The sequence below is a fragment of the Flavobacterium frigoris PS1 genome, assembly GCF_000252125.1.
Classification (GTDB): Bacteria; Bacteroidota; Bacteroidia; order Flavobacteriales; family Flavobacteriaceae; genus Flavobacterium; species Flavobacterium frigoris_A.
Window position 1 is genome coordinate 195,163 of sequence record NZ_AHKF01000017.1, and the last position, 26,786, is coordinate 221,948.

Annotated in this window: 21 protein-coding genes; 9 read left to right on the forward strand and 12 right to left on the reverse strand. The window is 34.6% G+C overall.

What is annotated here, in order from left to right; translation table 11 throughout:
• Positions 1–55 precede the first annotated feature (55 nt).
• From HJ01_RS08465 to HJ01_RS08490, 6 genes are all read right to left on the reverse strand, one after another.
• Positions 56–2,368 carry a type IA DNA topoisomerase gene (locus HJ01_RS08465; RefSeq protein ID WP_040473791.1) on the reverse strand — a complete coding sequence of 771 codons (2,313 nt, stop codon included), beginning with the start codon at positions 2,366–2,368 and terminating at the stop codon, positions 56–58.
• Between the two features lie 403 nt (positions 2,369–2,771).
• Positions 2,772–3,356, reverse strand: a complete 585-nt coding sequence (locus HJ01_RS08470) for a fasciclin domain-containing protein (RefSeq protein ID WP_007137955.1) — start codon at positions 3,354–3,356, stop codon at positions 2,772–2,774.
• Positions 3,357–3,826: 470 nt separating this feature from the next.
• Positions 3,827–5,242: a carbon starvation protein A gene (locus HJ01_RS08475; RefSeq protein ID WP_007137957.1), complete on the reverse strand. Its 1,416-nt coding sequence runs from the start codon at positions 5,240–5,242 to the stop codon at positions 3,827–3,829.
• Positions 5,243–5,756: 514 nt separating this feature from the next.
• A complete protein-coding gene (locus HJ01_RS08480) occupies positions 5,757–6,602 on the reverse strand; it encodes a formate/nitrite transporter family protein (RefSeq protein ID WP_007137958.1) in 846 nt (281 codons plus the stop codon).
• Between the two features lie 534 nt (positions 6,603–7,136).
• Positions 7,137–8,174, reverse strand: coding sequence for a RelA/SpoT domain-containing protein (locus HJ01_RS08485; protein WP_040473792.1), 1,038 nt, complete (start codon positions 8,172–8,174; stop codon positions 7,137–7,139).
• Between the two features lie 141 nt (positions 8,175–8,315).
• Positions 8,316–8,909 (reverse strand): hypothetical protein, encoded by a 594-nt coding sequence (locus HJ01_RS08490; protein ID WP_007137960.1) that lies wholly within the window; start codon positions 8,907–8,909, stop codon positions 8,316–8,318.
• 324 nt (positions 8,910–9,233) lie between these two features.
• Between HJ01_RS08490 and prfA the strand changes: the two genes are divergently transcribed.
• The 3 genes from prfA to HJ01_RS08505 all read left to right on the forward strand — a co-directional run bounded on the left by prfA (position 9,234) and on the right by HJ01_RS08505 (position 12,291).
• Complete coding sequence (gene prfA / locus HJ01_RS08495) at positions 9,234–10,310, forward strand: peptide chain release factor 1 (RefSeq protein ID WP_007137962.1); 1,077 nt, start codon at positions 9,234–9,236, stop codon at positions 10,308–10,310.
• 232 nt (positions 10,311–10,542) lie between these two features.
• On the forward strand, positions 10,543–11,364 hold the full coding sequence (gene pyrF / locus HJ01_RS08500) for an orotidine-5'-phosphate decarboxylase (RefSeq protein WP_007137963.1): 822 nt from the start codon (positions 10,543–10,545) through the stop codon (positions 11,362–11,364).
• A 126-nt stretch (positions 11,365–11,490) separates the two neighbouring features.
• A complete protein-coding gene (locus HJ01_RS08505; RefSeq protein WP_007137964.1) occupies positions 11,491–12,291 on the forward strand; it encodes an ABC transporter substrate-binding protein in 801 nt (266 codons plus the stop codon).
• Here the strand turns inward: HJ01_RS08505 and HJ01_RS17735 are convergent.
• A complete protein-coding gene (locus HJ01_RS17735; RefSeq protein ID WP_007137965.1) occupies positions 12,286–12,429 on the reverse strand; it encodes a hypothetical protein in 144 nt (47 codons plus the stop codon). The genes HJ01_RS08505 and HJ01_RS17735 overlap by 6 nt on opposite strands.
• Before the next feature lie 104 nt (positions 12,430–12,533).
• On the opposite strand from HJ01_RS17735, the gene HJ01_RS08510 reads away from it, so the two are divergent.
• Both HJ01_RS08510 and HJ01_RS08515 read left to right on the forward strand, forming a co-directional pair.
• The gene (locus HJ01_RS08510; RefSeq protein WP_007137966.1) at positions 12,534–13,319 is read left to right on the forward strand and encodes an alpha/beta fold hydrolase; all 786 of its coding nucleotides are present in this window, start codon (positions 12,534–12,536) and stop codon (positions 13,317–13,319) included.
• A 442-nt stretch (positions 13,320–13,761) separates the two neighbouring features.
• Positions 13,762–14,421, forward strand: coding sequence for a VOC family protein (locus HJ01_RS08515; protein WP_007137969.1), 660 nt, complete (start codon positions 13,762–13,764; stop codon positions 14,419–14,421).
• Between the two features lie 84 nt (positions 14,422–14,505).
• Here HJ01_RS08515 and purU read toward each other — a convergent pair whose 3' ends face one another.
• A complete protein-coding gene (purU, locus tag HJ01_RS08520) occupies positions 14,506–15,360 on the reverse strand; it encodes a formyltetrahydrofolate deformylase (RefSeq protein ID WP_007137970.1) in 855 nt (284 codons plus the stop codon).
• 294 nt (positions 15,361–15,654) lie between these two features.
• On the reverse strand, positions 15,655–16,365 hold the full coding sequence (locus tag HJ01_RS08525; RefSeq protein ID WP_040473812.1) for a DUF4197 domain-containing protein: 711 nt from the start codon (positions 16,363–16,365) through the stop codon (positions 15,655–15,657).
• A gap of 289 nt (positions 16,366–16,654) precedes the next feature.
• Here HJ01_RS08525 and HJ01_RS08530 point away from each other — a divergent pair, with 289 nt between their 5' ends.
• Complete coding sequence (locus HJ01_RS08530) at positions 16,655–20,095, forward strand: methylmalonyl-CoA mutase family protein (protein ID WP_007137972.1); 3,441 nt, start codon at positions 16,655–16,657, stop codon at positions 20,093–20,095.
• Between the two features lie 288 nt (positions 20,096–20,383).
• Here the strand turns inward: HJ01_RS08530 and HJ01_RS08540 are convergent, their stop codons facing one another.
• Together HJ01_RS08540 and HJ01_RS08545 are read right to left on the reverse strand one after the other, a co-directional pair.
• Positions 20,384–20,929, reverse strand: a complete 546-nt coding sequence (locus HJ01_RS08540; RefSeq protein ID WP_007137973.1) for a type 1 glutamine amidotransferase domain-containing protein — start codon at positions 20,927–20,929, stop codon at positions 20,384–20,386.
• 133 nt (positions 20,930–21,062) lie between these two features.
• Positions 21,063–21,635 carry a DUF1543 domain-containing protein gene (locus HJ01_RS08545; protein WP_007137974.1) on the reverse strand — a complete coding sequence of 191 codons (573 nt, stop codon included), beginning with the start codon at positions 21,633–21,635 and terminating at the stop codon, positions 21,063–21,065.
• 86 nt (positions 21,636–21,721) lie between these two features.
• Between HJ01_RS08545 and HJ01_RS08550 the strand changes: the two genes are divergently transcribed.
• Together HJ01_RS08550 and HJ01_RS08555 are read left to right on the forward strand one after the other, a co-directional pair.
• On the forward strand, positions 21,722–22,219 hold the full coding sequence (locus tag HJ01_RS08550; RefSeq protein WP_007137975.1) for a hypothetical protein: 498 nt from the start codon (positions 21,722–21,724) through the stop codon (positions 22,217–22,219).
• A 153-nt stretch (positions 22,220–22,372) separates the two neighbouring features.
• Positions 22,373–22,894: a hypothetical protein gene (locus tag HJ01_RS08555; protein ID WP_007137976.1), complete on the forward strand. Its 522-nt coding sequence runs from the start codon at positions 22,373–22,375 to the stop codon at positions 22,892–22,894.
• A 70-nt stretch (positions 22,895–22,964) separates the two neighbouring features.
• Here the strand turns inward: HJ01_RS08555 and HJ01_RS08560 are convergent, their stop codons facing one another.
• The gene (locus HJ01_RS08560) at positions 22,965–23,924 is read right to left on the reverse strand and encodes a TerC family protein (protein WP_007137977.1); all 960 of its coding nucleotides are present in this window, start codon (positions 23,922–23,924) and stop codon (positions 22,965–22,967) included.
• Positions 23,925–24,214: 290 nt separating this feature from the next.
• Here HJ01_RS08560 and HJ01_RS08565 point away from each other — a divergent pair, with 290 nt between their 5' ends.
• Positions 24,215–26,404, forward strand: coding sequence for a glutamine synthetase III (locus HJ01_RS08565; RefSeq protein WP_007137978.1), 2,190 nt, complete (start codon positions 24,215–24,217; stop codon positions 26,402–26,404).
• The last annotated feature ends 382 nt before the right edge of the window (positions 26,405–26,786 follow it).

The window sequence follows — 26,786 nt, forward strand, 5'->3', positions numbered from 1 at the left end:
ACGAACGAATTGAACTGACGAAATAAATAGCTCCAAAAAATTGAGGCGAATACTCTTAAATGCCTTCTTTCAAAATAGAATGAACCAGTTCTTTTGTTGGCTTCTGGTCTTTTAGTTTCGCTCGAACTACATCAAAAGTTACTTTAAAATCACAGCCATATTTGTAGGCGCTGCAACCGTAGGCTGTATTTCCTTTGATAACTGTTCCTTTTTGGCATTTTGGGCAGGCTAATGGATTCGAAGTTGCTTTCTTTTCTGCTGATGGAGTAGGAGCAGCTGTTTTTTTAGCTTCTAATTTTAGCTTGAAATTTTCATCAAAGCGCAGTAAACCCTCCACGGTTCCAGCATCGGTTTTAAAGTCTTTTAAATTCACCGTAGACCCTTTTTGAAGCAATCTTAAGTATTGATTCTCTGATATTTTTTTCTCCGCAAAAGTGAAGGGCAACACAAAATTGCAACCTATTTTATAATCAGCGCAACCATAAGCCGACTTCCCTTTGATAAGGGTTGCTTTTTTGCATTTCGGACAAGTTTCTGCTGTAATTCCTGTGGCTTTCTTTTTTACAACCGTAGGTACTTGTTTTTGAAAACTTCCTTCATGCGAAATATTGGCGCGCTTGGCTTCACTTCGTACTTCATACACTAAAGCATCTACCATTCGTTTCATGTTGTTGATAAAGGCAGCTGCTGTAAAAGTTCCTTTTTCAATATCTTTCAACTGCTTTTCCCAGGAACCAGTCAACTCAGCCGATTTTACCATTTCATTTTGAATAGTGTCAATCAATTGAATACCTGTAGGTGTTGGCAAAACCTGTTTTTTGTTTCTTACTATGTATTGGCGTTTAAACAGCGTTTCAATAATATTGGCTCGTGTTGATGGACGTCCAATACCGTTTTCTTTCATTAATTCACGTAAATCTTCATCGTCGACCTGTTTGCCTGCGGTTTCCATGGCACGCAATAAGGTTGCCTCAGTAAACTGATTGGGCGGTTTGGTTTCTTTTTCTAAAAATGAGGGTTGATGAGGTCCTTTTTCGCCTTTTACAAAGCTGGGTAATATGTCGGCTTCTTTTTCTTTTGTGTTTGGGTCTTCAAAAACAATGCGCCATCCCTTTTTTAGGATTTCTTTTCCTGTAGTCTTGAAGGCGACATCTGCTGCTTTTCCTATTACTGTAGTATTGGCAACCAAACAATCGTCGTAAAACACCGCTATAAAACGCTTGGTAATAATATCATAGACTTGCTGCTGATTGTATTGCAAATTGCTTTGTATTCCTGTTGGAATAATTGCATGGTGATCGGTTACTTTTTTATCATTAAAAACCTTAGTCGATTTTTTAATCTTTTTGCCTAAAAGTGGTTCTGTTAACGTAGCATAGTTAGTAAGATTTTGAAGAATCCCAGCTACTTTTGGATAGATGTCATTTGGTAAAAAAGTGGTGTCTACTCTAGGGTAGGTAACTACTTTTTGTTCATATAAGGTTTGGACAATTTTAAGCGTTTCATCTGCCGAAAATCCAAATTTGGTATTACAATATACCTGTAAGCCTGTTAAATCAAACAGCTTTGGAGCAAACTCATTTCCATTTTTCCTTTCAATGGAAATAATTTCGAAATCACTTTCTTGAACTTTATTGGCTAAAAGCTCTCCATCTTCTTTTTTTAAAAAGCGGCCTTCCTCATAGCTAAAAAGTGTTTCTCTATATAAGGTTTGTAATTCCCAATAGGGCTGTGGCTTAAAATTTTCAATTGCTGTAAAACGATCCACCACCATGGCTAAGGTTGGTGTTTGCACCCGCCCGATTGACAATACTTGTTTGTAACCACCATGTTTTACAGTGTACAAACGCGTGGCATTCATACCCAATAACCAGTCACCAATTGCTCTGGAAAATCCGGCGTAATATAAATTATCGTAGTTGGCAGAAGGTTTTAAGTTGTCAAAACCCTCTCTGATCGCTTCGGTAGTCAAGGAAGAAATCCATAAACGCTGTACTTCACCTTTATAATTAGCTTCATTCATGACCCAGCGCTGGATGAGTTCCCCTTCTTGTCCAGCATCCCCGCAGTTGATAACCAAAGTGGCTTGGTCAAATAAACCTTTTATGATTTTGAACTGCTTTTGTATTCCTGAATTCTCCACGACTTTAGTTTCAAATTTGTCGGGAAGCATGGGTAGGTTGTTCAAATCCCAGCTTTTCCAGTAGGCTTTGTAATCGTTAGGTTCTTTTAAGGTACATAAATGCCCAAAAGTATAGGTTACAGCATAACCATTGCCTTCGTAATACCCGTCGCGTTTGGTATTAGCTCCTAATACGGATGCGATTTCACGTGCTACACTTGGTTTTTCTGCAATACAGACCTTCATTTTTTCCTTATAATTTTGAGGGTGCAAATTAGGACTTTTGAAGTTGGTATTAAAAATAAATCTACAGGAGTTATGAACGGGCAGCATTTTCAGCAGCCAGGCAATGTTAGAGGTAATCTTTTGCCTGAGGAGAGGCAGTCGCAACTAGTTTGTTGATTATTGTTTTTAGCTTAGTTTATAAAACGGCACAAGTAATTTTGGATAGTAGTCTGGTCGTATATTTTTTAGTTTTCAAAATCTAGTTTTATTCTCGTCTTATAATAAATCAAAATATAATTTAACTCTAAGGTCAGGTAAAGAGGATATTATGTCGCAAAAATGAAGTTGGTATTCGTTGGCAAAAGACCATAAAAAAACCGTTGCAATTTTGCAACGGTTCTTAAAATTAAGATGAATTAAAATCTTATTTTGGCATAACCACGCTGTCAATAGCATGAATAACTCCGTTAGAAGCCGCCACATCAGCAAGAACAACTGTTGAAGTTCCTCCATTTTCGTCAGTAAGTATCACTTTACCGTCTTTCAAGCTTAAAACAATAGTACCACCTTGAACAGTTGTAACACTATATTTTCCGTTATTGGTATTTATTGCATCAATCACTGTAGCAGCATCAAACTTTCCTGCAACTACATGATACGTTAACACTGCTTTCAGTTTCTCTAAACTTTCAGGTTTCAATAAACCATCTACAGTTCCTGCTGGAAGTTTCGCAAATGCTGCGTTATTTGGAGCGAATACTGTAAAAGGCCCTTCACTACTTAAGGTTTCAACTAGTCCTGCTGCTTTTACTGCAGTAACTAATGTTGAGAAATCTGCATTGCTTGACGCTACACCTACAATGTTTGGTGTTTCTTCCACAGCCACTGTGTCCATTGCTACTGCAGTAGAATCAGTCATTTCTGTTGATTCTGCTTCTTTTTTTTGTCCACAAGAAACAGTGATCAGTCCTAATAATAAAAATGTGCTAATTGTTCTTACTAATTTCATAGTTAATGTTTTAAGTTTAAAAATTGTTATTCTCAAAGATACATATTAAAAGTAAATGTTTAATATTTTTAACAAACAATTAAACAAAAAATAAAAATTAAAAGTAATTTATAGAGGTGTTTTTCCAGTCTTTCACAATATTAATAGGCCTTCAGCCAAGTTTCTTTAGATTATTTTTAAAATCAAAAGAAAACATGCAGTTGTTTTTTTTTAACAAAAGCAAGTGGAATGAAATTTGGTTTTTGGGGAATCACTCTATTTTAAGAATCTTCACTAAGCAGTTAATGAGGGTGATTTATTATTTAGTCTCCAATTTTTGATTACGAGGAACAGTTTGCTTTACGTAGAGAAAGTAATTACATCAACGTAATCAACTGTAATGCTGTTATAAAAAAAACTACAACTTTTTAGGGTTGTAGTTTTTTGCTTTTTATTTGGTTTGAAAACCGTTTTCTATTTAAATCAAAGGCCTATTCAATAACTTCTTTTCTCTTTTTCATTACTATAAAAAATAGGATTGTCAGCGCAATTGAAATTGCAATTCCAATCAAATTTGAGGTCATCACCTCTAAACCAAATCCAATAGTAGGATCATAAAAAAGGTAAGAACCTACTACAGATGTAATAAAGAAAGCTGGTGCCAAAGCAATGATGTAATGCGTTTTCTTTTGGAATAAATATACCGCTCCAATCCACAAGGCGATTGCAGCCGTAATTTGATTTGCCCAAGAAAAATACCTCCATAACAATTGGAAATCCATATTAGTAAGGATATAAGAGATTACAAATAGTGGAATAGCGACCATAAAACGGTTTTTCAAAGCCTTTTGGTCAATATTTAGATAATCAGCAATGATCATTCTCGCCGCTCTAAAAGAAGTATCTCCAGAAGTAATAGGCAATACAATAACACCCAATACAGCGATAGTTCCACCAACAGTTCCTAAGAATACAATAGCAATTTTATTAACTACAGCAGCAGGGCCTCCGTTTTCTAAAAGTACACTAAGATCTTCACCATTCATCAAACTCATAGCAGCCGCGGCCCAAATCATCGCAATTACGGCTTCCAGAATCATCATTCCGTAGAATATTTTTCGGCCATCTTTTTCATTATTTATGGTACGGGAAATAATGGGAGATTGAGTGGCATGAAATCCAGAGAGGGCTCCACAGGAAATGGTTAAAAATATAACAGGATAGTATGGAATTCCTTTTGGATGTAAATTTTCTAAAGTCAATTCAGGTATCGGGTTTCCATACATAAACATACCAATACAAATTCCTACGGCACTCACTAAAAGTAAAAACCCTAGTACAGGATATATTTTTCCAATGACTTTGTCAATAGGTAAAACGGTGGCGATGATATAATAGATAAAGATGCAAAAGACGATTATGGTAAGTACACTAGTTTCATTGCCTATTAGTTCGTTAATCATTTTTGCAGGAGCAGAAACAAATACGGTTCCCACTAAGAGAAGTAGCAAAAGAGTGAAAAAGTTAACGACATGACTGAATGATTTTCCTAAAAAACGAGAAGCCAAAGCCGGTAAATGAGCGCCGCCATATCGCAACGAAATCATACCTGTTAGGTAATCATGAACTCCACCGGCAAATATAGATCCGAAAACGATCCATAGAAAAGCAGAAGGACCGTACAATGCTCCCAAGATAGGGCCAAAAATAGGGCCAACACCGGCTATATTTAAAATTTGGATAAACGCATTTTTGTTGCTGTTCATAGGAACGAAATCAACCCCATCTGTAAGAGTATTTGCGGGTGTTGCTTTGTTTGGGTCAGAATTGAAAGTCTTATCGACAAATTTCCCGTAAGTGAGGTACCCCAAAAGCAATAAAACTATCGCTATAATAAATGTGATCATATTTTCTATTTTTATTATAAATAATGCAATTAAATTTTTGCATATATCGTTATAACCACAAACAAATAATCAAATTATTATAGTATTCGTAATTTTCGGGAAGGTAGCTAAATATATCAGTAAATTTGGCATTATTCTACATATAATAGCTACTTATTGCGTAACCTCATAAAGATCAGTTGTTTAATACGCTATAAAATTTTGAAGGAAAATAGATATAGGCAGCGAAGAGGACTATAAAGGCTTTCATTTGTTACGTTTGCGAAATTGCTATAACAAATAGCTACATCTGATCAGAGGGATTTATTGGGTTGTTATAAAGGCTGAAAACTTCTCAAAGGGATCCCGATTGTGTTTTATTGTTGCGACTTATTTATACTTCGTAGAGCAGCTATTACCAAAAAAATAAAAATTGTTATCTCCATTTTTGTCAGTTTTGAATTTGACTAGAGTTAAATGATGATTTGGCGATTGTAGTAAATATAAAAATTAGTTTTTGTTAAAAAATGAAGAACTAATTTTTATAATTTGATTCGAAAATACGATACTTAAAGAGGCCAACCACAATAGATCCGCCAATACTATTTCCTAAAATAGCCAATATTAAAAACCATAAATAATCGAAAAAAGTAATCGTATCCGAAAATAAAAAAGCTCCAAAAACCTCAATATTACCTACGATACTATGATGAAAACCACCAAAACCGATTACAGCCGTAATCATGAATATTAAAAATATTCTTGTTAGTGAGTTTTTAGCACTATTCAATAGCCAGTTCAGTAACCCCATTAACCATCCCGCAACAATAGCACTCATAAACAACACCCAAGCATCATGATGCAGTACATGACTTCCAATCCTTACAATGGTTTCGTGATCAAACAAACCCAAATGTGGTGCTAAAAGACTAATAAAAAGTGTAAATAAGATACCACCTATCACATTTCCTAAAATTACCAATCCCCATATTCTAAATAATTCTCTAATGGATCGTTGGCCGTTAAGAACTGGTAAGGTTAATACAGACGTTTGCTCAGTAAACAAAGCCGATTTTCCTAAAACAACAAGAATAAAACCAACAGGATATACCAAACTAAAAAGCTTAAATATAGTATTCTCAGCGAGCTTTCCTGAAAGTAAAAAATACAATGCACATATTAGTAAATAGCTAAAACCTATTTCTAATCCAGCTATAATAGCACTAAGAGTAATTGCTTTATTTTTTATTTTAAAAATTTCCTCACCTTCATGAATCACCCTACTTAAAATTTCGCGATATTCATTAACTCCATCTACTTCACTAGACGTTTTCTCCAGTTCTTCTTGGTATTTCTCCTGCTCTTTTTCTTCAGATTTCATAACGATTATTTTACATTATTCGTTGCTTTAAAATTTGGCTGTATTTTTTATTTTAGCATTACAATCTACACTACTTCCAATAATTTTTCGTTTTTGGTAGCTAGGATTTTGTCTGTTTTCTAATGCGTCGTAATTTCTTTTTTTGTAAAGCTCGAGATTTAGTTTGTCTTTTCCAAATAGGTGTATTAAAGGACGAATTCTTACGTCATAAAAGATTCTCGTTTTAGGTGGGATTCCCGTTACAATGTGCTGTAAATAGAAATGAGCAGTTGCTAGAACGAAGTGATGTAGCTTTTACAAATGGTATTTAAATAAAAAAAGTATTGATTTTTAGGGTGCTAGTTTCGTATTTTAAAGCAATCGCTATCTAGAGCTCAATGCGAAGAAAGATGCAATCACATCTAGTTTTTTGTTTTCTTATTTGCTAATCGTTGCGGGCACGGATTGCAAATCCGCCTTTACTTTGTATCAGATAAAAAACACTAAATTTATTCATACTTCTTTGAGCTAGGTCGTCTGCTGGATTAGCAGAAGTTATAGCCTAATAAATCCTCTCTCAATGCAATTACTATTCATTTTTTCTAATGTTTGGATAAATTCCGAAGTGTCAAGGAAGTAACTTGGGTAAGCTTTTTTTAACGCTTTTATTGAATTAGCCGAAACTAATACAACAGCATTTTCCCCTTCAATAATTTCTTTTTCAAATTCAGCATATTCTTTTGCAGCTGTCTCAAATTGATTTTTATTGTATGCGCGAATTTGAACATTTTTATCTTTTACATTTATCCTTAGAAGATAGTAGTCACCATTTAGCTGACCAGACTCAATGTGCTTCGTGGAAACTCTGAGCGCTCTCAAATTTTCTATGACATTCAATCTTTTACAAATTTGAAAATACTTAATCATTAAATCTTTGGTTTCGATTTCTTGATGTTCATTTAACTTTGGAAGGTTTTCTTTTATAGCAAACAGTGAGCTCACTATTTTAAAAAACTCCAACCATTCGTCAGAGCCTTGACTAGATTTTAAAGAGGTATTCGTTAGTAGGCCGGCTGTTTCCACTGCGGTCGCCCAATTATGTTCAAGCTTAGTTCTAATTTGTAATTCTAACTTTAAACCGGAATATTTTTCTGAACTTGAATAATATTTATAGACAAAGTGAATACTTCTGTATCCTGACTCTTTTGGAGTAATAACATAGTTTACAGTTCTCTCTAATCGATGCTTAGATAAATTTACTTCCAATAAATTTTTTAACCGCTTTAAATCTTTTACATCTTTTACAACTATGCGATACCCGCCAATATCTTGCATACCGCCTAATCCCATCTTTTCGTTTAAATCTAATTTATACGTAATGGATTGTAAACGCTTTAGTCTTTGAGAGACCAAAACTGGCGTAATTGAATTTAATTCTAATAATTTTAAAGAGTTATTCTTTAAAACTCTTAATGGATGTAAATGATTCGCACGCCACCTATTTATCATATCTAAAGCGCTCTCAACCTCCATTTCAGATTTAGAAGTAATTAATATATTTCCGGCTTTGTTCAGTTGATTTCTACTATACATATTAAATAATTTCAGATAATTTTATGGCGCTTATCGAGGTTGGGAATTTTAGAAATGAGTGTTTTCGGTTAAAGTAAAGTGATGAGAAACGTTGATTCCACTAAACTCCTGCTGGCTCAAAATTGATTTTAACTGTAGTTTTTATTTTTTTACAGGTTTTGCGTGATCAATTTCCATTAACAAATCTCCAATATTATAATTAAATATTTCGTCATAAATTACATCTTTTGAAATTTCAGTTCCCGGTGAATAATAAACTTGCGGAACAATTAAAAAAACTTCTGTTTTGTCGAGTCTTTTTAACATTCTACCTGAAATCAAATAAGTTCCGTCTTCTTTGAGTTTAGAAGCTTTTTCTTCGGTCATAAATCCTACAATGTCAAAGTTTAATCTGTCAGACAATAGGTTACGATTGTCAGTATCGAAATTGTCGGTGTGAAATTGAATTAGCGCACCTTTTCCGTGTGGATTTTTGCCCATTCTAAAAACTTTAACAGGTATGTCGTCAAGAAAATTTAGCTTATAAACGCTGTCAATTTTTTTGTCTAAATCGTTTTGCATACTTTCTCTAACGATTTGGTTTTCTTTATAATTTGTGTATTTTTTTTCAAGATTTTCCAACATTAAGTCTGTTTTTCTTTTTACTATTATTTGTTCTTGATTTTCTGTTTTTTTTAATTGATTACAACTTGATAGAATACCTAGTGATATCAAAAGAATAAAGAGTTGTTTCATAACTGATTGTTTTTTTAGGGTTCAATCTTTCGTTTTTGTTTAGTATCAAATATATAACTTTCTACCGAAAATACTGATTAAATAAATTCGGTCTCCCAAATGTAAATTGTTTTTACACAAGAACTTTACGGGAATCCTCAAAACGTACTTTCTAATCAAAATCCTCTAGCCCTGATAGAAGCGGCATCCTTTTTATCCGCTTTTTTGCGGATAAAAAGATATAGCGAATAGCAGGAAATAGCTCCTGAAAAAACTTGAAACAGCAAACGTGAAACTTTAAACAAAAATTTCGTAATTTTGCACTCCAAATAAAGGAACAAGAATATGTTAGATAGACTTCAAATAGTAAAACAACGTTTCGACGAGATATCGGATTTGATCATCCAGCCGGATGTAATCTCTGATCAGAAGCGTTATGTGCAATTGAATCAAGAGTATAAAACTTTGAAAGCATTAGCAGAAAAGCGCGATGAATACGTGCTTATCATGGCTAATATTGAAGAAGCAAACGAAATAATTGCCGACAATAGTGATGCTGATATGACCGAAATGGCCAAAATGCAACTGGAAGAGGCGAAGGAAAGATTACCGGAACTAGAGGAAGAAATCAAATTTATGTTGATCCCAAAAGATCCTGAAGATGCTAAAAATGTAATGGTGGAAATTCGTGCCGGAACCGGTGGGGATGAAGCGAGTATTTTTGCAGGGGATTTGTTCCGTATGTACACAAAATATTGTGAAAATAGAGGTTGGAGAACATCTGTTGTTGATATGAATGAAGGAACTTCTGGTGGTTTTAAAGAGGTGATTTTTGAAGTTAGCGGTGAAGATGTTTACGGAACCTTGAAGTTTGAAGCAGGTGTGCATCGTGTGCAACGGGTACCTCAAACGGAAACGCAAGGACGTGTTCACACATCAGCAGCAACTGTTATGGTGCTTCCGGAAGCAGAGGAATTTGATGTTCAAATTGACATGAACGATGTTCGTGTGGATTTTTTCTGTTCTTCTGGACCAGGTGGACAATCCGTAAATACTACCAAATCAGCTGTGCGTTTAACTCATATTCCAACTGGTTTAGTAGCGCAATGTCAGGATCAAAAATCACAACATAAGAATAAAGATAAAGCTTTTGGTGTATTGCGTTCTCGTTTATACGAACAAGAATTAGCCAAAAAACAAGCCGAAGATGCTACAAAACGTACGTCTCAAGTAAGTTCTGGTGACCGTTCTAACAAAATACGTACTTACAATTATGCGCAAGGTCGGGTGACTGATCACAGAGTTGGTTTGACGCTTTACGATCTAGGAAATATCATGAATGGTGATATTCAGAAAATTGTTGATGAGCTAGCGTTAGTGAACAACATGGAGAAACTGAAAGAAGCGAGCGAAGTTTTTTAAGAAGAAACAGAAGAAAGAGCAAAGAAAATATTGCGAAGAATAAATAGAATAAAGATGCCCGAGCAAATGTCGAAGAGTATAGATGCAATAGCAAAGAAAATAGAATAAAGAAAAAAGATGCCATACTGAGTTTTAGTTTTGGCATTTTTTTTAATTTAAAAACGAACAAAAGAGTATAATTTGGTTCAAAGTAGGGCAACCTGAAACTTTAAACTTTAAACTTTTCATTTGAATGACAACACAACAACTAATTGAGCAAATCAAAATCAAGAAATCATTTTTGGCTGTAGGCCTAGATGTTGATTTGGATAAAATCCCACCCCATTTATTAGAACTAGAAGACCCGATTTTCGAATTCAATAAAGCAATTATTGATGCCACGCACGATTTATGTGTTGCCTACAAACCCAATATCGCTTTCTTTGAAGCGTACGGAATCAAAGGATGGATGGCTTTGCAAAAAACAATCAATTACATTAACGATACTTATCCTGATATCTTCACTATTGCTGATGCAAAACGTGGGGATATAGGCAATACATCATCCATGTATGCCAAGGCTTTTTTTGAAGATTTGAATTTTGATAGTGTAACCGTTGCACCTTATATGGGTAAAGACTCGGTAGAGCCTTTCTTAGCTTTCGAAAACAAACATACGATTATGCTGGCCTTAACGTCAAACGAGGGTGCTTTTGATTTCCAGACATTACTAGTGGACGGAAAAGAATTGTACAAACAAGTGCTAGAAACTTCTAAGACTTGGAAAAACAGTGAAAATCTGATGTATGTGGTAGGTGCTACTAAAGCAGAATACTTTACAGAAATCCGTAAAATAATTCCAGACAGTTTCATACTGGTTCCAGGAGTAGGAGCACAGGGAGGAAGCCTTTCTGAAGTATGCAAATACGGAATGAATGACAATATAGGATTACTGATTAATTCGTCAAGAGGAATCATTTATGCGTCTAAAGGAACTGATTATGCCGAAAAGGCCAGAGCAGAAGCTTTGAAAATGCAACAGGAAATGGCAGAAATAGTTCGTTTAAAATTTTAAAAAAGTTAGTTTAAAGTTTTTTCGATTGTGTGTAAAAACTTTGTGCGCTTAGCAGTGAAACTTGAAACCTGAAACTTGAAACAGAAACTTAACGGTAAAACCTTAAACAATTTAAACTTTTCACTTTTGAAACAAAAAATTTTAGTCGATCAACTCGGGACATCCCATACTTTTGAAACTTCGCTTAAGCGAATCATTTCATTGGTTCCTTCGCAAACTGAATTGTTATATGATTTGGGTCAAGAATCTAAAATTGTTGGGATAACCAAATTCTGTGTGCATCCTTATCATTTTAAATCGACTAAGAAAAGTGTTGGTGGCACCAAGAAAGTGAATTATCGAAAGATAAAAGAACTACAACCTGATATTATCATTTGTAATAAGGAGGAGAATACCCAAGAAATGGTAGAAAGACTTCGTGAGATTTGTCCAGTTTGGGTGACTAATATCATTACCATTGAAGATAATTTTCAGATGATAGCTGACTTTGGTCAACTGCTAGACTGCAGGACCGAAGCGCAAAAATGGAATGGCAAATTGGCTTTTGCCCTGAGCGATTTTAAAAACTTCATTAAGGATATTCCAGTTAGAAAAGCAGCCTATTTTATCTGGAAAAAACCATATATGGTCGCGGGTTCAGATAACTTCATAAATGAGTTACTGAAGCTAAACCACTTCAAAAATATATATGACAATAAAGGGCGTTATCCTGAAGTTGCCATTGAAGAAATCGTTGAAGAGGGCGACCCTGATGTCATATTTCTCTCTTCAGAACCGTATCCGTTTAAAAAGGAGGATGGTTATGAAATTAGTAATTATACAGAGAATGCACAAACGGTCTTGGTTGACGGCGAAATGTTTTCCTGGTATGGCAGTCGCCTGCTAAAGGCATTTGAATATTTTAAAATGCTGCACAAAAAACTATGATTCGCATTCTTCTAGGACTAATTCTTCTGGGATTTTTGTTTTGGATTTAGGCTCAACATTAAAGTGTGTTTCTGCTAATTTTTTATATTCCTGTTGCAATTTTTCAATTTCATTTTTCTCTTTCAACAAACCAATCATAACTTGTAATTTTTCTGCAAATTTACAATTTAGAATGTTAAAATAGATATATTAATTTGTTAAGATTGGAATTTGGAATTTAAGTTATATTTTTACCGAAAAAAGTGATTAATTATACCGTTTACGAAAACCCGAATACTACTCAATGGGTTACTTTTGTCCATGGAGCCGGTGGTAGTTCTTCTATCTGGTTCAAACAGATCAGGGATTTTCAAAAGCAGTTTAATGTGTTGTTGTTGGACTTACGTGGTCATGGTGAATCTAAAACTACCATAAAAACAGCCTTTAAACAAAAATATACCTTTTCGGCTTTAGCTAATGATATTCTCGAAGTGTTGGATTTTCTTAAAATAGAGAAATCGCATTTTGTGGGAATTTCAATGGGGACAATATTGATCAGGCAATTGGCAGAGATGTATCCCAATAGGGTGCAAAGCATGATTCTTGGTGGTGCTATCCTGAAAATGAATTTCCGATCGCAAATATTAATGCGTTTAGGGAATATATTTAAATACGTTTTGCCTTATTTGATTTTATATAAGCTCTTTGCTTTTGTTATAATGCCTAAAAAAAGTCACAAACAATCGCGATTGCTTTTTATCAATGAGGCCAAAAAACTGTATCAGAAAGAATTCATTAAATGGTTTAAGCTTACTGCTGAGATTAATCCTGTCCTTAAATGGTTTCGTCAAGTAGAATTAAATATACCAACACTATATGTAATGGGTGAGGAAGACTATATGTTTTTACCCTCAGTTAGAACTGTGGTTGCAAAGCATTATAAGTCTTCTAAGTTATTTGTAATTGAAAACTGTGGTCATGTGGTAAATGTAGAGCAACCAAATGCTTTTAATACCGAGGTTTTGTCTTTTATAAATACTACCAAATAGAGAATTTAAAGAAATAAAAAAATGCCGGTATCCTAAAATACCGGCAGTTCTTTAACTAACCAAAACCAAATAATAAATAACCAGTTTATTACACCGCAAAGATCAGATATATATCCGTCTGAAGCTGTTAAGGTTTTGTTATTAGTTTGTTGCATATAAGTTAAGTTTTGTTAATTGTATTAATTAAAGTTTCTATTCACCTGACTGTGTGAGTTTTAAATATTTAAAGCGGCTCTTTTTTTTAAAATTTTTATTTCATTCCTACTTTTTTTATAAAGCTGATCGAAGCTGTTATTCATTTTCATTTTTAAAATGAATGGAACCATCAACAAGCAATTAAGTCATTACTTTACTGAATAGGAACTTTTGGAAAGCAGAATTACTTACGTATTCTAGCTCGAAATAGTGATAGAGGAATTTAAATGCGTAATTTTCTAAAAAAATGGAAATTCAGGAAACCGAATTATTGACAAACGATATTGAGGCAACAGTTATTTTCTATAGCAAAATACTGGGGCTGAAAATTATTATTGAAAATCGTGAGTCTGTTTCGTTTGCTGCTGGCCGCACGAAATTGACGTTCCGGTACTCAGAAATAGAAAGTCCAGTCTATCACTTTGCTTTTGACATACCAAACAATCAGCTTTTAGAAGCATTTGGCTGGGTAGAAAGCCGTATTGCTATTTTAGAAGTAATTCCCCCTGAGAAAATCGCCGATTTTTATAACTGGAATGCGAAGTCATTCTATTTTTATGATAACAACGGCAATATTTTAGAATGTATCGCTCGTTTTAACTTGGATAACAAATCAGAAAAGCCTTTTGATGGTTCTTCTATTATTTTGATTAGCGAAATAGGCTTTGTGGCCAAAAACGTTTCGAAACTATGTGATCAACTAATCGATAAATATGATCTTCCGGTTTTTTCGATGCAACCCAAACTGGATAAGTTTATTGTTTTGGGAACTGAAACGGGACTTTTTGTACTCGCTGAGGAAGGGAAAGACTGGTATCCCACAAAAACAAAAGCAAAAGCATTCTGGACTAAGGTCGTGTTTGCTAATAATGGAAAAACGCAGCAAATTGAACATACATATTTATAAAAAATGCTCACCATAAGGGAGCGTTTTTTATCTGTAATTATCGTTTTAGCTCTCTCTTCTTTGGAGTGGGCACAGCTGAGGATTTTAATAAAACACAACCGTTTTGTTTGAATATACCATTACTTTTCTGTCGGCATGAAGCTTTATGGCTCTTGCTAAAACAAGTCGCTCTAGATCTCTTCCTTTCATAATGAAATCTTCAACAGAATTGATATGCGAAACTCGGGCAATATCTTGTTCAATAATCGGACCTTCATCTAACTCTTCTGTAACATAATGACTGGTAGCACCTATAATTTTCACTCCTCTTTTAAAAGCAGAATGGTAAGGTTTAGCTCCAGGAAATGCTGGCAAGAACGAATGGTGAATATTGATGATTTTATTTTCGTAGAGGGAAATAAGGCGCGGCGTAATGATTTGCATATAACGCGCTAATACGATAAAGTTGATTTCGTATTTTTTAAGCAATTCGATTTGTTGCTGTTCTCCTTCAATCTTGTTGTCTTTAGTAAAAGGGACATGGTGAAACGGAATGTTAAACTGATCGGCAATTGGTTTTAAATCGAGATGGTTGCTAATTATCATTGGGATTTCCACATTCAATTCACCAGCACTATAACGTCCTAGAATGTCATACAAACAATGGTTGTATTTTGACACAAACAAGGCCATTTTTGGTTTTATTTCTTTGTTGTATAAATCCCATGACATTTTGAAGTTATGAGCAATAGTTTGCTCAAAATCAGCTTTGATGGATGCAACACTAATCAAAGGATTAGTCAGTTCGCCTTCCAGTCGCATAAAGAACACATTTTGCTCCACATCAACGTGCTGGTCTAAGTAGATAATGTTTCCTTCAACTTTTACTAAAAAATTAGTCACGGCAGCGATTATACCTTTTTGGTCTTTGCAATGAATAAGTAGGGTAATCTTCTGCATATTATTGGTTTGTTTTCGAATTGCTGAAGCGCATCGTATTAAATGTTTATTCCTGTTTTTAATATGGGTCACAATAGAATTCAAAACTAAGTCAATTTTTCAAAAACAAATGAAAAAAGCGTAGTTTTTATTTAAAAGAACAATGGTTTTTTGTGTAATTTTCTATAGGATTAGTTGCGGTTTTTAGTAATAATTCAAATAAAAAAATCACATCAGCCACAATTTTAAAGTCAAATTGTGGCTGATGTGATTTTTAAATATACTTTCTTTAAATGCTAAAGCGGTCAGCAATAATTACATTTTCTTGTCTTGTAAAGCAAAAACTCTCTGAAGTAAAACAGAAGTTCTAGAGCTTAGGTTTGTTCTGATGTTTTTTTCTTCAACAGCGACCATTTTAAAAACGCCGTTCATGGCCTGATTAGTTACATAATCCGTTAAATCAGGGTTTACTTTATTCACTAAGGGAATACTGTTGTATTTAGTAATGATACTTGCCCATACTTTATCAGCACCTACTTTAGTAAATGAATTTTTAATTACAGGATTAAATTTTCCGTACAAGGCAGTCGAGGTGCTGTTTTGCAGATAATTTGTTGCTGAACTCTCATTTCCCATTAAGATTCCTCTTGCATCAGCAAAGCTCATGTTTTTTACGGCATCGACAAATATAGGAGTTGCTTCTTTTACAGCATCTTCAGCTGCACGATTCAGTACCTTCAAACCTTCATCTGCTAATGAACTTAATCCCACGCTTCTCAATCCGGCATCAACTTTTCTCAACTCTGCTGGCAATAATATTTTTACAGCTTCATTTCTATAAAAACCATCTGTCGCAGTTAGTTTAGTTACCTGTTTAGAAATCCCGTTATTGAGTGCTTCTTTCAGTCCACCTGAAATGTCAACTAATCCCGTGCCATTGCTTTGTGGGAATTGATTCATAACCTGTTGCATTTCGGCACAACCAAAAAGAGAGAATACTGTTATTAGAATTAAAAATTTTTTCATGTTCATTGTTTTGTGGGTTTCTTCGGTTATCCGTTTTTAAGCTCTTTGCAAAAATACTACTTAATTCAAAAACAACGCCATTTTTGTTAAGAGCACATTATTTGGTTCATTTATAGGAAAAGTTGTCCCGCTGTCCGCTATATCCTTCTCGTTAAAAAACGAGAAGGGATGCCGCTCCCATCGGGGCTATTCCAGAAGTTTTTGCTTTTTTATCAACATATGTAAGGAACGATGAGCAATCAGTAAAAAATTTTGTAAATTGCAGCACTAAAATTATCATATTCTCAAAATGAAACCACAAACACCGTATATTCCTAAGAATAAAGTAAGAATTGTTACTGCAGCCTCCCTTTTTGACGGTCACGATGCAGCCATAAACATCATGAGAAGAATTATTCAAGCCACTGGTGTTGAGGTAATCCATCTAGGTCATGATAGAAGTGTTGAAGAAGTGGTGAATACAGCCATTCAAGAAGACGCTAATGCCATTGCTTTGACATCTTATCAAGGTGGTCATAACGAGTATTTTAAATACATGTATGACTTGCTCAAAGAGAAAGGTGCAAGCCATATCAAGATTTTTGGTGGTGGAGGTGGAGTTATTCTACCTACAGAAATCGCTGAATTGCAAGCCTATGGAATCACGCGTATTTATGCACCAGATGATGGGCGCTCGATGGGATTACAAGGAATGATAAATGACTTGGTAGAACGTTCTGATTTTCCTACAGGAAATAAATTGACGAATGAAGTAAGTCAATTGGAATTCAAAAATCCAACAGCCATTGCAAGAATTATTTCTTCGGCTGAGAATTATCCGGAAGTTGCAAAACCAGCAATGGATGCAATTCATAAAATGAACGAAAACTGCAAAACGCCAGTTTTGGGAATCACAGGAACTGGAGGATCAGGAAAATCTTCTCTTGTGGATGAGTTAGTTCGTCGTTTTTTAGTTGATTTCCCAGAGAAAACAATTGGTTTGATTTCTGTAGATCCATCCAAACGTAAAACAGGAGGAGCTCTGTTAGGAGATAGAATACGTATGAATGCCATCAATAGCCCGAGAGTGTATATGCGTTCCTTGGCAACCCGTCAATCTAATTTGGCTTTGTCAAAATATGTTGCTGATGCCATTCAGGTTATCAAAGCAGCAAAATATGATATTATTATCCTAGAAACTTCAGGAATTGGCCAGTCTGACACTGAAATCATGGATCATTCTGATGTTTCATTATACGTAATGACACCAGAGTTTGGTGCTGCAACACAATTAGAAAAAATCGATATGCTTGATTTTGCTGATCTTGTAGCACTTAATAAATTTGACAAACGTGGTGCTTTAGATGCTATTCGCGATGTCAAAAAACAATACCAACGCAACCATAATTTATGGGATGCGAATACGGATGAAATGCCTATTTTTGGAACTATTGCTTCACAGTTTAATGATCCCGGGATGAATACGCTTTACAAAGCGATCATGGATAAAATTGTTGAAAAAACGGATTCTGATTTAAAATCGACTTTTACAGTGACTCGTGAAATGAGCGAGAAAATTTTCGTTATTCCACCTCACAGAACGCGCTATTTATCTGAAATTGCCGAAAGCAACAGAAAATACGATGATACCGTTTTGAGCCAACAAAAAGTAGCCCAAAAATTATTTGGTATTTTTAAAACTATTGAATCTGTTTCAGGAAATGTTCCAGTAATCAATAAAGTTGGTATCGACGATAGTTCTGTATATCCAAGCGCTATTAAAGAGCATGACGAAAATAATATTTTTCTAAACCTTTTACTGAACCAATTCGATAAAGTAAAAATGGATTTAGATCCCTACAACTGGGAAGTAATCCTGACTTGGGATGAAAAAGTGAACAAATATAAAAACCCAATTTATTCCTTTAAGGTAAGAGACAGGGTAATTGAAATCAAAACGCATTCAGAATCATTATCTCATTCTCAGATTCCAAAAATAGCCTTGCCTAAATATGAGGCTTGGGGAGATATTTTACGTTGGTGTTTGCAAGAAAATGTTCCCGGAGAATTCCCTTTCGCCTCAGGATTATATCCTTTTAAAAGGGAAGGAGAGGATCCTTCTCGTATGTTTGCTGGTGAAGGTGGACCTGAAAGAACTAACAAGCGTTTTCATTATGTTAGTGCTGATTTGCCCGCTAAACGTTTGTCTACCGCTTTTGATAGTGTGACATTGTATGGAAATGATCCAGATCTTCGTCCGGACATCTATGGAAAAATCGGGAATGCCGGTGTTTCTATCTGTTGTTTGGATGATGCTAAAAAACTGTATTCCGGTTTTGACTTGGTTCATGCTTTGACTTCAGTAAGTATGACTATTAACGGTCCAGCACCTATGTTACTTGGTTTTTTTATGAATGCAGCCATTGATCAACAATGTGAGCTTTATATCAAAGAAAACAATTTAGAGAAAGAAGTTGAGACTAAAATCAATAAAATATATAAAGAGAAAGGTGTAGACCGCCCTTGTTATAATGGCGACTTGCCAGCCGGGAATAATGGATTGGGACTGATGCTTTTGGGAGTGACTGGAGATCTGGTATTGCCGTTGGATATTTACAATACAATTAAAGTCAGAACACTTTCGCAAGTTCGTGGAACAGTTCAGGCCGATATTTTAAAAGAAGATCAGGCACAAAACACTTGTATTTTCTCTACTGAATTTGCTTTGCGATTAATGGGAGATGTTCAGGAATATTTCATTACTAACAACGTAAGAAACTTTTATTCAGTTTCAATTTCAGGATATCATATCGCTGAAGCGGGAGCGAATCCAATTACGCAATTGGCATTTACACTTTCTAATGGTTTCACTTACGTGGAGTATTATTTAAGTCGTGGGATGGATATTAATGATTTTGGACCTAATTTATCTTTCTTCTTTTCGAATGGGGTAGATCCTGAATATGCGGTAATCGGTCGTGTGGCACGTAAAATTTGGGCGAAAGCCATGAAAAACAAATACGGAGCTAACGAAAGAGCGCAAATGTTGAAGTATCATATTCAAACTTCAGGGCGTTCCTTACATGCTCAAGAGATTGATTTTAATGACATTCGTACTACTTTACAAGCCTTATACGCTATAAATGACAACTGTAACTCTTTGCATACTAATGCGTATGATGAGGCAATTACAACGCCAACAGAAGAATCTGTTCGTCGTGCGATGGCCATTCAGTTGATCATCAATAAAGAAATGGGCTTGTCTAAAAACGAAAATCCAATTCAAGGTTCTTTCATAATAGAAGAATTAACAGATTTAGTCGAAGAAGCCGTTTTACTGGAATTCGACAGAATTACCGAAAGAGGTGGAGTGCTGGGTGCTATGGAAACAATGTACCAACGTTCTAAAATTCAGGAAGAAAGTTTGTATTATGAAACCTTGAAACATTCAGGTGAATTTCCAATTATTGGAGTGAATACATTCTTGAGTTCAAAAGGTTCTCCAACGGTTATTCCTGCTGAGGTCATCCGTGCAACGGAGCAAGAAAAGCAATTCCAGATTAAAACTTTGGAAAAGCTTCATAAGGCCAATGCCAAACAGGTGAAAGTACAATTGGATGCTATTCAAGATGCAGCCGTTAAAAACGAAAACTTATTTGATCACTTGATGGAAGCTACCAAAGTATGTACGCTAGGGCAGATTACTTCGGCTCTTTTTGAAGTAGGTGGCCAGTACAGAAGAAATATGTAAGCTGAGAACCATTTTTTGCTTTTGCAAAAAAAAGTGTGTGAATCGCTTTTATCGGGATTTATTCAAGTAAAAGCCTTCCATTTATGGAAGGCTTTTTCATTTTTGCTGAGACTACTATTGAGCTAACATATATGCACTACTTTAAAGGAGGTTTTGCTACAACGACAAACGGGAGTCATGTTTTTCCATTAGGATACTTTTTGTGTATCGCTATTTCAGGACAGTCCAATTTAAGTAAAAAAAATGCGGAATATATTTTCCGCATTTTTTTTTATTTATGTTTAAAAATTAAACTACTTGCTGGTGTTTTCCTTCTTTAATTTCTTCTACTAATTTTTCATTGAAAGCTGGTAAGTCATTAGGATTTCTACTTGTGACTAATCCTTTGTCTACAACAACTTCTTGATCATGCCAATCGGCTCCGGCATTTATTAAATCAATTTTTATGGAAGGATAAGAAGTCATTGTGCGTCCTTTAACTAATCCAGCGCTAATTAAAATTTGTGGACCGTGACAAATTGCTGCTACAGGTTTCCCTGCTTTAAAAAAATCTTTTATAAAAGACAAAGCATTTTCATCTGTTCGTAATATATCTGGATTAATAACGCCCCCAGGTAGAACTAGAGCATCATAATCAGCAGCTTTAACATTCTTTAATTCTTGATCAACTTTATAATCTTTCCCCCATTCAGTAGAAGCCCATGATCTTATGCTTTCGCTTTCTGGACTTACGATTTCGGCTTTCCAACCTTGTTTTTCTAAATATTCTTTAGGTGAGCTTAATTCAACTTCTTCAAATCCGTTTGTTGCTAAAATAGCTATTCTCTTTTCCATAATTTGTAATTTTAATTTATGTTGATAGCATAAAATTACAAATTATAATAGGGGACAGTTCATAAATAGGTATTAAAATAAACATAATTTTGTTCAAGCTGTTTTGATAGAAGCCGTCCTTTAATGGAATAATTTACTTAATTCCGGATATTTTTAAATACCCAATATGCAAAACGTCTTCTTGCAGAGTCTCCTCTGATTTGCTGATTTTTAAGGTGTATAGCTCTTTTAACTGGCTATCTAATATGTCGGTTACTTTATAGAGGTCATCCACATCGATTCCGTATTTGTCGTCAATATGGGAGGCGCCAGTTCCCTTGAAACCGCAATGTTTGAAGAAGGTGCTCTTTTTGGCTTTTTTGGATGCCAATCCCATACTTTGGGCAATAGTCAGGATTTTATAATGGTACTCTTCAAACTCATTTTCCTTATAACCGCCCAAGTTGATAAAAAATAAATGGTCTAGGCTGGCGTTTTCAACCGCTTCTTTGGCTGTAATTTCTATTGAAAAATTATCAACCACAGTAACTTCGCGCCAGGCATCGATATGGATTCGTCCCTTGGCTTCAGGCCAAAAAGCTTTCGTTTTTGGGATCAGTTCTTTCAAGGAAGAACCAATTCCAAAAAAAATATCATGTTGCTCGGTAAGTCGGCCAGCCGGCGTACAGCCTAACATGACCATATATAACTTCATTCTTTTTTCCATATTTCAAAGCTACATTATTTTTCCAAAATAAACTTTGGCATAGTTAATGAATATATGCAACCAAAGAAACATATAAAATTAAAATCATGAAAAAAATAATTACACTTTTAGCCATTGCAGGATTATTTGTTTTGCAAAGCTGTACTACATCAGGTTATTTTGAAACTGCACCTATTGCGAGAAATGAAGTTTTTGAAGTTACCACTTCATTCAATTCAAACAATAATTACGGTAGGTTGGTAACGTTTAACCCGCCTATTTATTCATCAGATGTAGTTTTAGTCTATCGATTGTCTGGCTCTAATAGTCAGGGGGATGTATGGGAGTTATTGCCGGAAACCTATTATTTCAATAATGGAGCACTGGATTTTGGATATAAATTTGATTATACCAATAGAGATGTAGATATATATATGATTGGTAGTGATTTGCAATCTGTTACTGCGGCATTTAGATTGAATCAGGTATTACGAATCGTGATAGTACCAGCAAATTATGCTAAAACAATAAACAAAAATAGTTATTCAGATGTCATTACGGCCTTAGATATAAAAGACAATCAAATTCAAAAAATTAATTTATAATAATGAATTCTAAAAAAGGGAGCCGATAGGTTTCCTTTTTTTTGTAACTTTATAAATGCCTGATTAATTGCAAAACAATTATTTGTGAAAAGACAATTTTGCGTCAATTGAGGAGTTTAAAATCAATAATAACAACCTTTAAAAAATACAGGTATGAAAAAGATAAGTACATTTTTGGCGGCAATTGTAATGATTATTATTTCAAGTTGTGAAGGGCCACAAGGGCCACCCGGATTTGATGGTTTAGACGGACAAGATGGAGTGATAGCAGAAGTTTTTGAACTTAAAAATGTTAATTTTAGTTACAACACTACAGATGGATATACTATTTTTCGGGTTTTAGATCCCAAAATATTTGATTCCGATATTGTTCTGATTTATAGGATGACTGGAACTATCGACGCCAGCACGCCTATTTGGCAACTTATTCCTAGGACTCTTTTCTTATCTCAAGGGGAGTTAGATTATGACTTTGATTTTAGTAAGGAAGATTTTACAATCTATGCAGGTGGTACCTATGATTTAAGCTTAACGCCGCAATATATAAACAATCAAACCTTTCGCATTGTAATTGTTCCGGGAAGCTTTTCGGCTTCGATAAATAAAAATAATTATGCAGATGTAATGGCGGCATTGAATGTAAAGGAAAGCCAAATCCAGCGCATTAATTTTTAAGGAATTAAAAACAAAAAAAAGGAACCTTTAAGGTTCCTTTTTTTTTGCTATCTATTGGTATGATTTTATATTAAATTTCTGTTTTCTTAGGATTCTGTTTACTCATTCGTAATGAAACTACGATCCCTACCAAAAGGGATAGTGCAATAAAAAGCAAAGAAGCCCATTCAGGAATCTCCACAAATTCATGAAGCAACATTTTTAGTCCCACGAAACTTAAGATTGCAATTAAACTGAATTCTAGATAGCTGAATTTTTCCAGCATATTAGCTAGGAAAAAGTACATAGATCGCAATCCCAGTATGGCAAAAATGTTTGAACTGAGTACTAAAAAAGGGTCGCTAGTGATGGCCAAAATCGCAGGTACGCTATCAATGGCAAAAACAACATCCATGACTTCGATGACTACCAGTGCAACAAAAAGTGGGGTTGCTGCCGTTATATGTCGTCTTTTTACAAAGAAATGCTCATGGTCGATATGATTTGAAATAGGCATTATCTTCTTAAGACTTTTATATACAAACGATTTTTTTGGCTCGAATTTTTCATCTCCACTGGTAAATAACATTTTCATTGCCGTGAAAATCAAGAAGAAACCAAATAGGTATGTTGCCCAGAAAAATTTATGGATAAGCATAACGCCAAAAAAGATCATAAGCCCTCTAAATACAATTGCCCCAAGAATGCCCCAAAACAAAACCCGATGTTGGTATTTTTGCGGTATTTTAAACGCCGAAAAAATAATAGCAATTACAAATATATTATCCACACTTAAAGATAATTCTATTAGATAGCCGGTAATGAATTTTATAGATGCGGCGAGCGGTTTCAGCTCATCTGGGTTAGAAATGTAATTGTTGTCATAAATCCAATAGATCACGCCAGAAAATAAAAAAGAAATTGTTACCCAAATAGCAGTCCACTTTGAAGCTTCTTTAGTACTGATGATATGAGGTGTTTTATTGAAAACCCCTAAATCCAAAGCTAAGATTATTAGAACTACAGCAAAGAAAGAAATCCAAACAATCATAAATAAGTTTTTTAAAGTTAGACAAAGATACTTTTTGATTTTAATCCTCCCTATTTATTCGAATAAAGTTAGTTTTTCTACCACTCTTGTGTTTTTAATTTATTGTGATTGGGAATTTAAAAAAATACACGTCTAAAATTAGCATGTTGTTATTATTGAAGGGTATTTTTACGAATTTGATTATTTTGAGGTTATTGCCCGTAAAAAATAGAGGTAAAATTTTATAAAAGTAATAATAGGTATATATTTGTACCAAAATAATAGGGGTTTAATCTATAAAATAAGTTTTTATGTCAACAATACGTTTCCAAGCTTTGAGAGAAGCATCAACTAGAAAGCCAGTTAAATTTGAAGAATCGGGTAGAAAATCAGTTCTTTTCGGTTCAAATGTTTTTAATGATAAAGCAATGAAGCAATATTTGACTTCAGATGCTTTTAAAGGAGTACAGGGCGCTGTTCAACATGGAACTAAAATAGATAGAAAATTAGCGGATTATATTGCAATGGGTATGAAGGAATGGGCTCTGTCTAAAGGAGTAACTCATTATACACACTGGTTTCAACCACTTACTGGAGCGACTGCAGAAAAACATGATGCCTTCTTTGAAACATCTTATGATGGTAGCGACCCTGTTGAAAAATTTGGTGGTGCACAGTTGATTCAGCAAGAGCCTGATGCATCTAGTTTTCCAAATGGAGGAATCAGAAATACATTTGAAGCAAGAGGATATACTGCATGGGATCCTACTTCTCCAGCATTTATACTTGGAACTACTTTATGCATTCCAACAGTATTTATCTCCTACACGGGAGAAGCATTAGATTACAAAACACCTTTGTTAAGAGCTTTGCAAGTTATGGATGAAGCTGCCACTGAAGTGTGTAAATATTTTGATAAAAATGTAAAGAAAGTGACTGCAACCCTTGGTTGGGAGCAAGAGTATTTCTTGATTGATAGAGCATTGGCTAATTCTCGTCCAGACCTTATGATGACAGGAAGAACCTTGTTAGGTCATACTTCGGCGAAAGGACAACAATTAGACGATCATTATTTTGGTTCTATTCCTACTCGTGCTTTGGTATACATGAGAGATTTAGAGCAAGAATGTATGTTACTTGGAATACCAGTAAAAACGCGTCACAATGAAGTAGCACCAAATCAATTTGAATTTGCGCCTATTTTTGAAGAGACAAATCTAGCAGTAGATCATAACTGTCTGTTGATGGATGTTATGGAAAAGGTAGCGGAGCGTCATGACTTAAAAGTATTGTTCCATGAAAAACCGTTCAAAGGAGTAAACGGTTCAGGGAAGCATAATAACTGGTCATTAGCTACAGATACAGGAGTTAATTTATTGAGTCCAAGTAAGACTCCAATGAGTAACTTACAATTCTTAACTTTCTTTATCAATACGATAAAAGCAGTACATGATCATGAGTCATTATTGAGAGGGGCTATTGCAACTGCAGGAAATGATCATAGATTAGGGGCAAATGAAGCGCCACCAGCAATTATCTCGGTATTTATCGGTGAGCAATTGACGAAAGTTTTGGCTGAACTTGAAGGTGTGACCGCAGGGAAATTGTCTCCAGAAGAAAAAACAGATCTTAAATTAAACGTAGTGGGTAAAATTCCAGACGTTCTTTTAGACAACACTGATAGAAACAGAACATCACCATTTGCTTTTACAGGAAATAAATTTGAATTTAGAGCTGTAGGTTCTAATTCAAACTGTTCTAACTCGATGACTACTTTGAATGCTATAGTTGCAAAGCAATTAAGAGACTTTAAAGTTGAAGTTGATGCTTTGATTGAATCTAAAGATATGAAGAAAGATGACGCCATCTTTAATGTGTTAAGAGAATACATCAAGCACTCTAAGAAAATCCTTTTTGAAGGAGACGGTTACAGTGAAGCATGGGAAAAAGAAGCTGAAAAAAGAGGTTTAAGTAACTTCAAAACAACTCCTGAGGCATTGAAAGCAAGAGCTTCTAAACAAGCTTTAGATTTGTTTTCTGAATTGGGAATCATGAACCATATTGAAGTTGAAGCACGTTACGAAATTGAATTGGAAGAGTATACTAAGAAAATTCAAATCGAAGGTAGAGTTTTAGGTGATATTTCAACAAATCACGTAATTCCAACAGCTATTCGTTACCAAAACACTTTGATTGAAAACGTAAAAGGATTGAAAGATATTTTCGGATCTGATTTTGAGACTATCGCAAAAGAGCAAATCATTTTGATTAAAGATATTTCAAGACATATCGAAGGAATCAATTCTAAGGTACTTGAGATGACTAACGAAAGAAAGAAAGCTAATGTTTTGACTGACGGTCAAGCAATGGCTGAAGCGTACTGTAATAATGTAAAACCTTACTTTGAAATCATCCGTGAGCACTGTGATAAATTAGAGTTATTGGTTGACAATGAACTTTGGACATTAACTAAATACAGAGAGTTGTTGTTTACTAAATAACAACAAACCTATTTTAAATTTAAAATGCCTATCTATTCTAGATAGGCATTTTTTTTATGTGTTCTTTTTTAAGTGTCTATGTTAATTTAATTATGTCTTTTAAGGTAGATTTTCTTGTACGGTTCTCTAACTTATGATAGCAGGAGGGAAATAGTATAATGAGACATACTTTTAATTAAAAATGAATCTATTCTACAATGAACGAAGAGTTTGTTGAAAATATATAATAATCGCAAAAGGGTTAAACTCGAGTTGCTTTATCTTAAGCCTTTTTTGAAAAGTACAATAAGAAGATATAGGAAATTTTCACTAACTATAGCTTAGGATTGGGTGTGATTTGTAGAATCTATAGGTATTTACGGGATGTATACTCTTGTTAATT

Excerpts from the sequence above, each read along its gene's own strand:
- HJ01_RS08465 (WP_040473791.1), bottom strand. The coding sequence starts at position 2,368 with ATGAAGGTCTGTATTGCAGAAAAACCAAGTGTAGCACGTGAAATCGCA.
- HJ01_RS08470 (WP_007137955.1), bottom strand. The coding sequence starts at position 3,356 with ATGAAATTAGTAAGAACAATTAGCACATTTTTATTATTAGGACTGATC.
- HJ01_RS08475 (WP_007137957.1), bottom strand. The coding sequence starts at position 5,242 with ATGATCACATTTATTATAGCGATAGTTTTATTGCTTTTGGGGTACCTC.
- HJ01_RS08480 (WP_007137958.1), bottom strand. The coding sequence starts at position 6,602 with ATGAAATCTGAAGAAAAAGAGCAGGAGAAATACCAAGAAGAACTGGAG.
- HJ01_RS08485 (WP_040473792.1), bottom strand. The coding sequence starts at position 8,174 with ATGTATAGTAGAAATCAACTGAACAAAGCCGGAAATATATTAATTACT.
- HJ01_RS08490 (WP_007137960.1), bottom strand. The coding sequence starts at position 8,909 with ATGAAACAACTCTTTATTCTTTTGATATCACTAGGTATTCTATCAAGT.
- prfA (WP_007137962.1), top strand. The coding sequence starts at position 9,234 with ATGTTAGATAGACTTCAAATAGTAAAACAACGTTTCGACGAGATATCG.
- pyrF (WP_007137963.1), top strand. The coding sequence starts at position 10,543 with ATGACAACACAACAACTAATTGAGCAAATCAAAATCAAGAAATCATTT.
- HJ01_RS17735 (WP_007137965.1), bottom strand. The coding sequence starts at position 12,429 with ATGATTGGTTTGTTGAAAGAGAAAAATGAAATTGAAAAATTGCAACAG.
- HJ01_RS08515 (WP_007137969.1), top strand. The coding sequence starts at position 13,762 with ATGGAAATTCAGGAAACCGAATTATTGACAAACGATATTGAGGCAACA.
- purU (WP_007137970.1), bottom strand. The coding sequence starts at position 15,360 with ATGCAGAAGATTACCCTACTTATTCATTGCAAAGACCAAAAAGGTATA.
- HJ01_RS08525 (WP_040473812.1), bottom strand. The coding sequence starts at position 16,365 with ATGAAAAAATTTTTAATTCTAATAACAGTATTCTCTCTTTTTGGTTGT.
- HJ01_RS08530 (WP_007137972.1), top strand. The coding sequence starts at position 16,655 with ATGAAACCACAAACACCGTATATTCCTAAGAATAAAGTAAGAATTGTT.
- HJ01_RS08540 (WP_007137973.1), bottom strand. The coding sequence starts at position 20,929 with ATGGAAAAGAGAATAGCTATTTTAGCAACAAACGGATTTGAAGAAGTT.
- HJ01_RS08545 (WP_007137974.1), bottom strand. The coding sequence starts at position 21,635 with ATGGAAAAAAGAATGAAGTTATATATGGTCATGTTAGGCTGTACGCCG.
- HJ01_RS08550 (WP_007137975.1), top strand. The coding sequence starts at position 21,722 with ATGAAAAAAATAATTACACTTTTAGCCATTGCAGGATTATTTGTTTTG.
- HJ01_RS08555 (WP_007137976.1), top strand. The coding sequence starts at position 22,373 with ATGAAAAAGATAAGTACATTTTTGGCGGCAATTGTAATGATTATTATT.
- HJ01_RS08560 (WP_007137977.1), bottom strand. The coding sequence starts at position 23,924 with ATGATTGTTTGGATTTCTTTCTTTGCTGTAGTTCTAATAATCTTAGCT.
- HJ01_RS08565 (WP_007137978.1), top strand. The coding sequence starts at position 24,215 with ATGTCAACAATACGTTTCCAAGCTTTGAGAGAAGCATCAACTAGAAAG.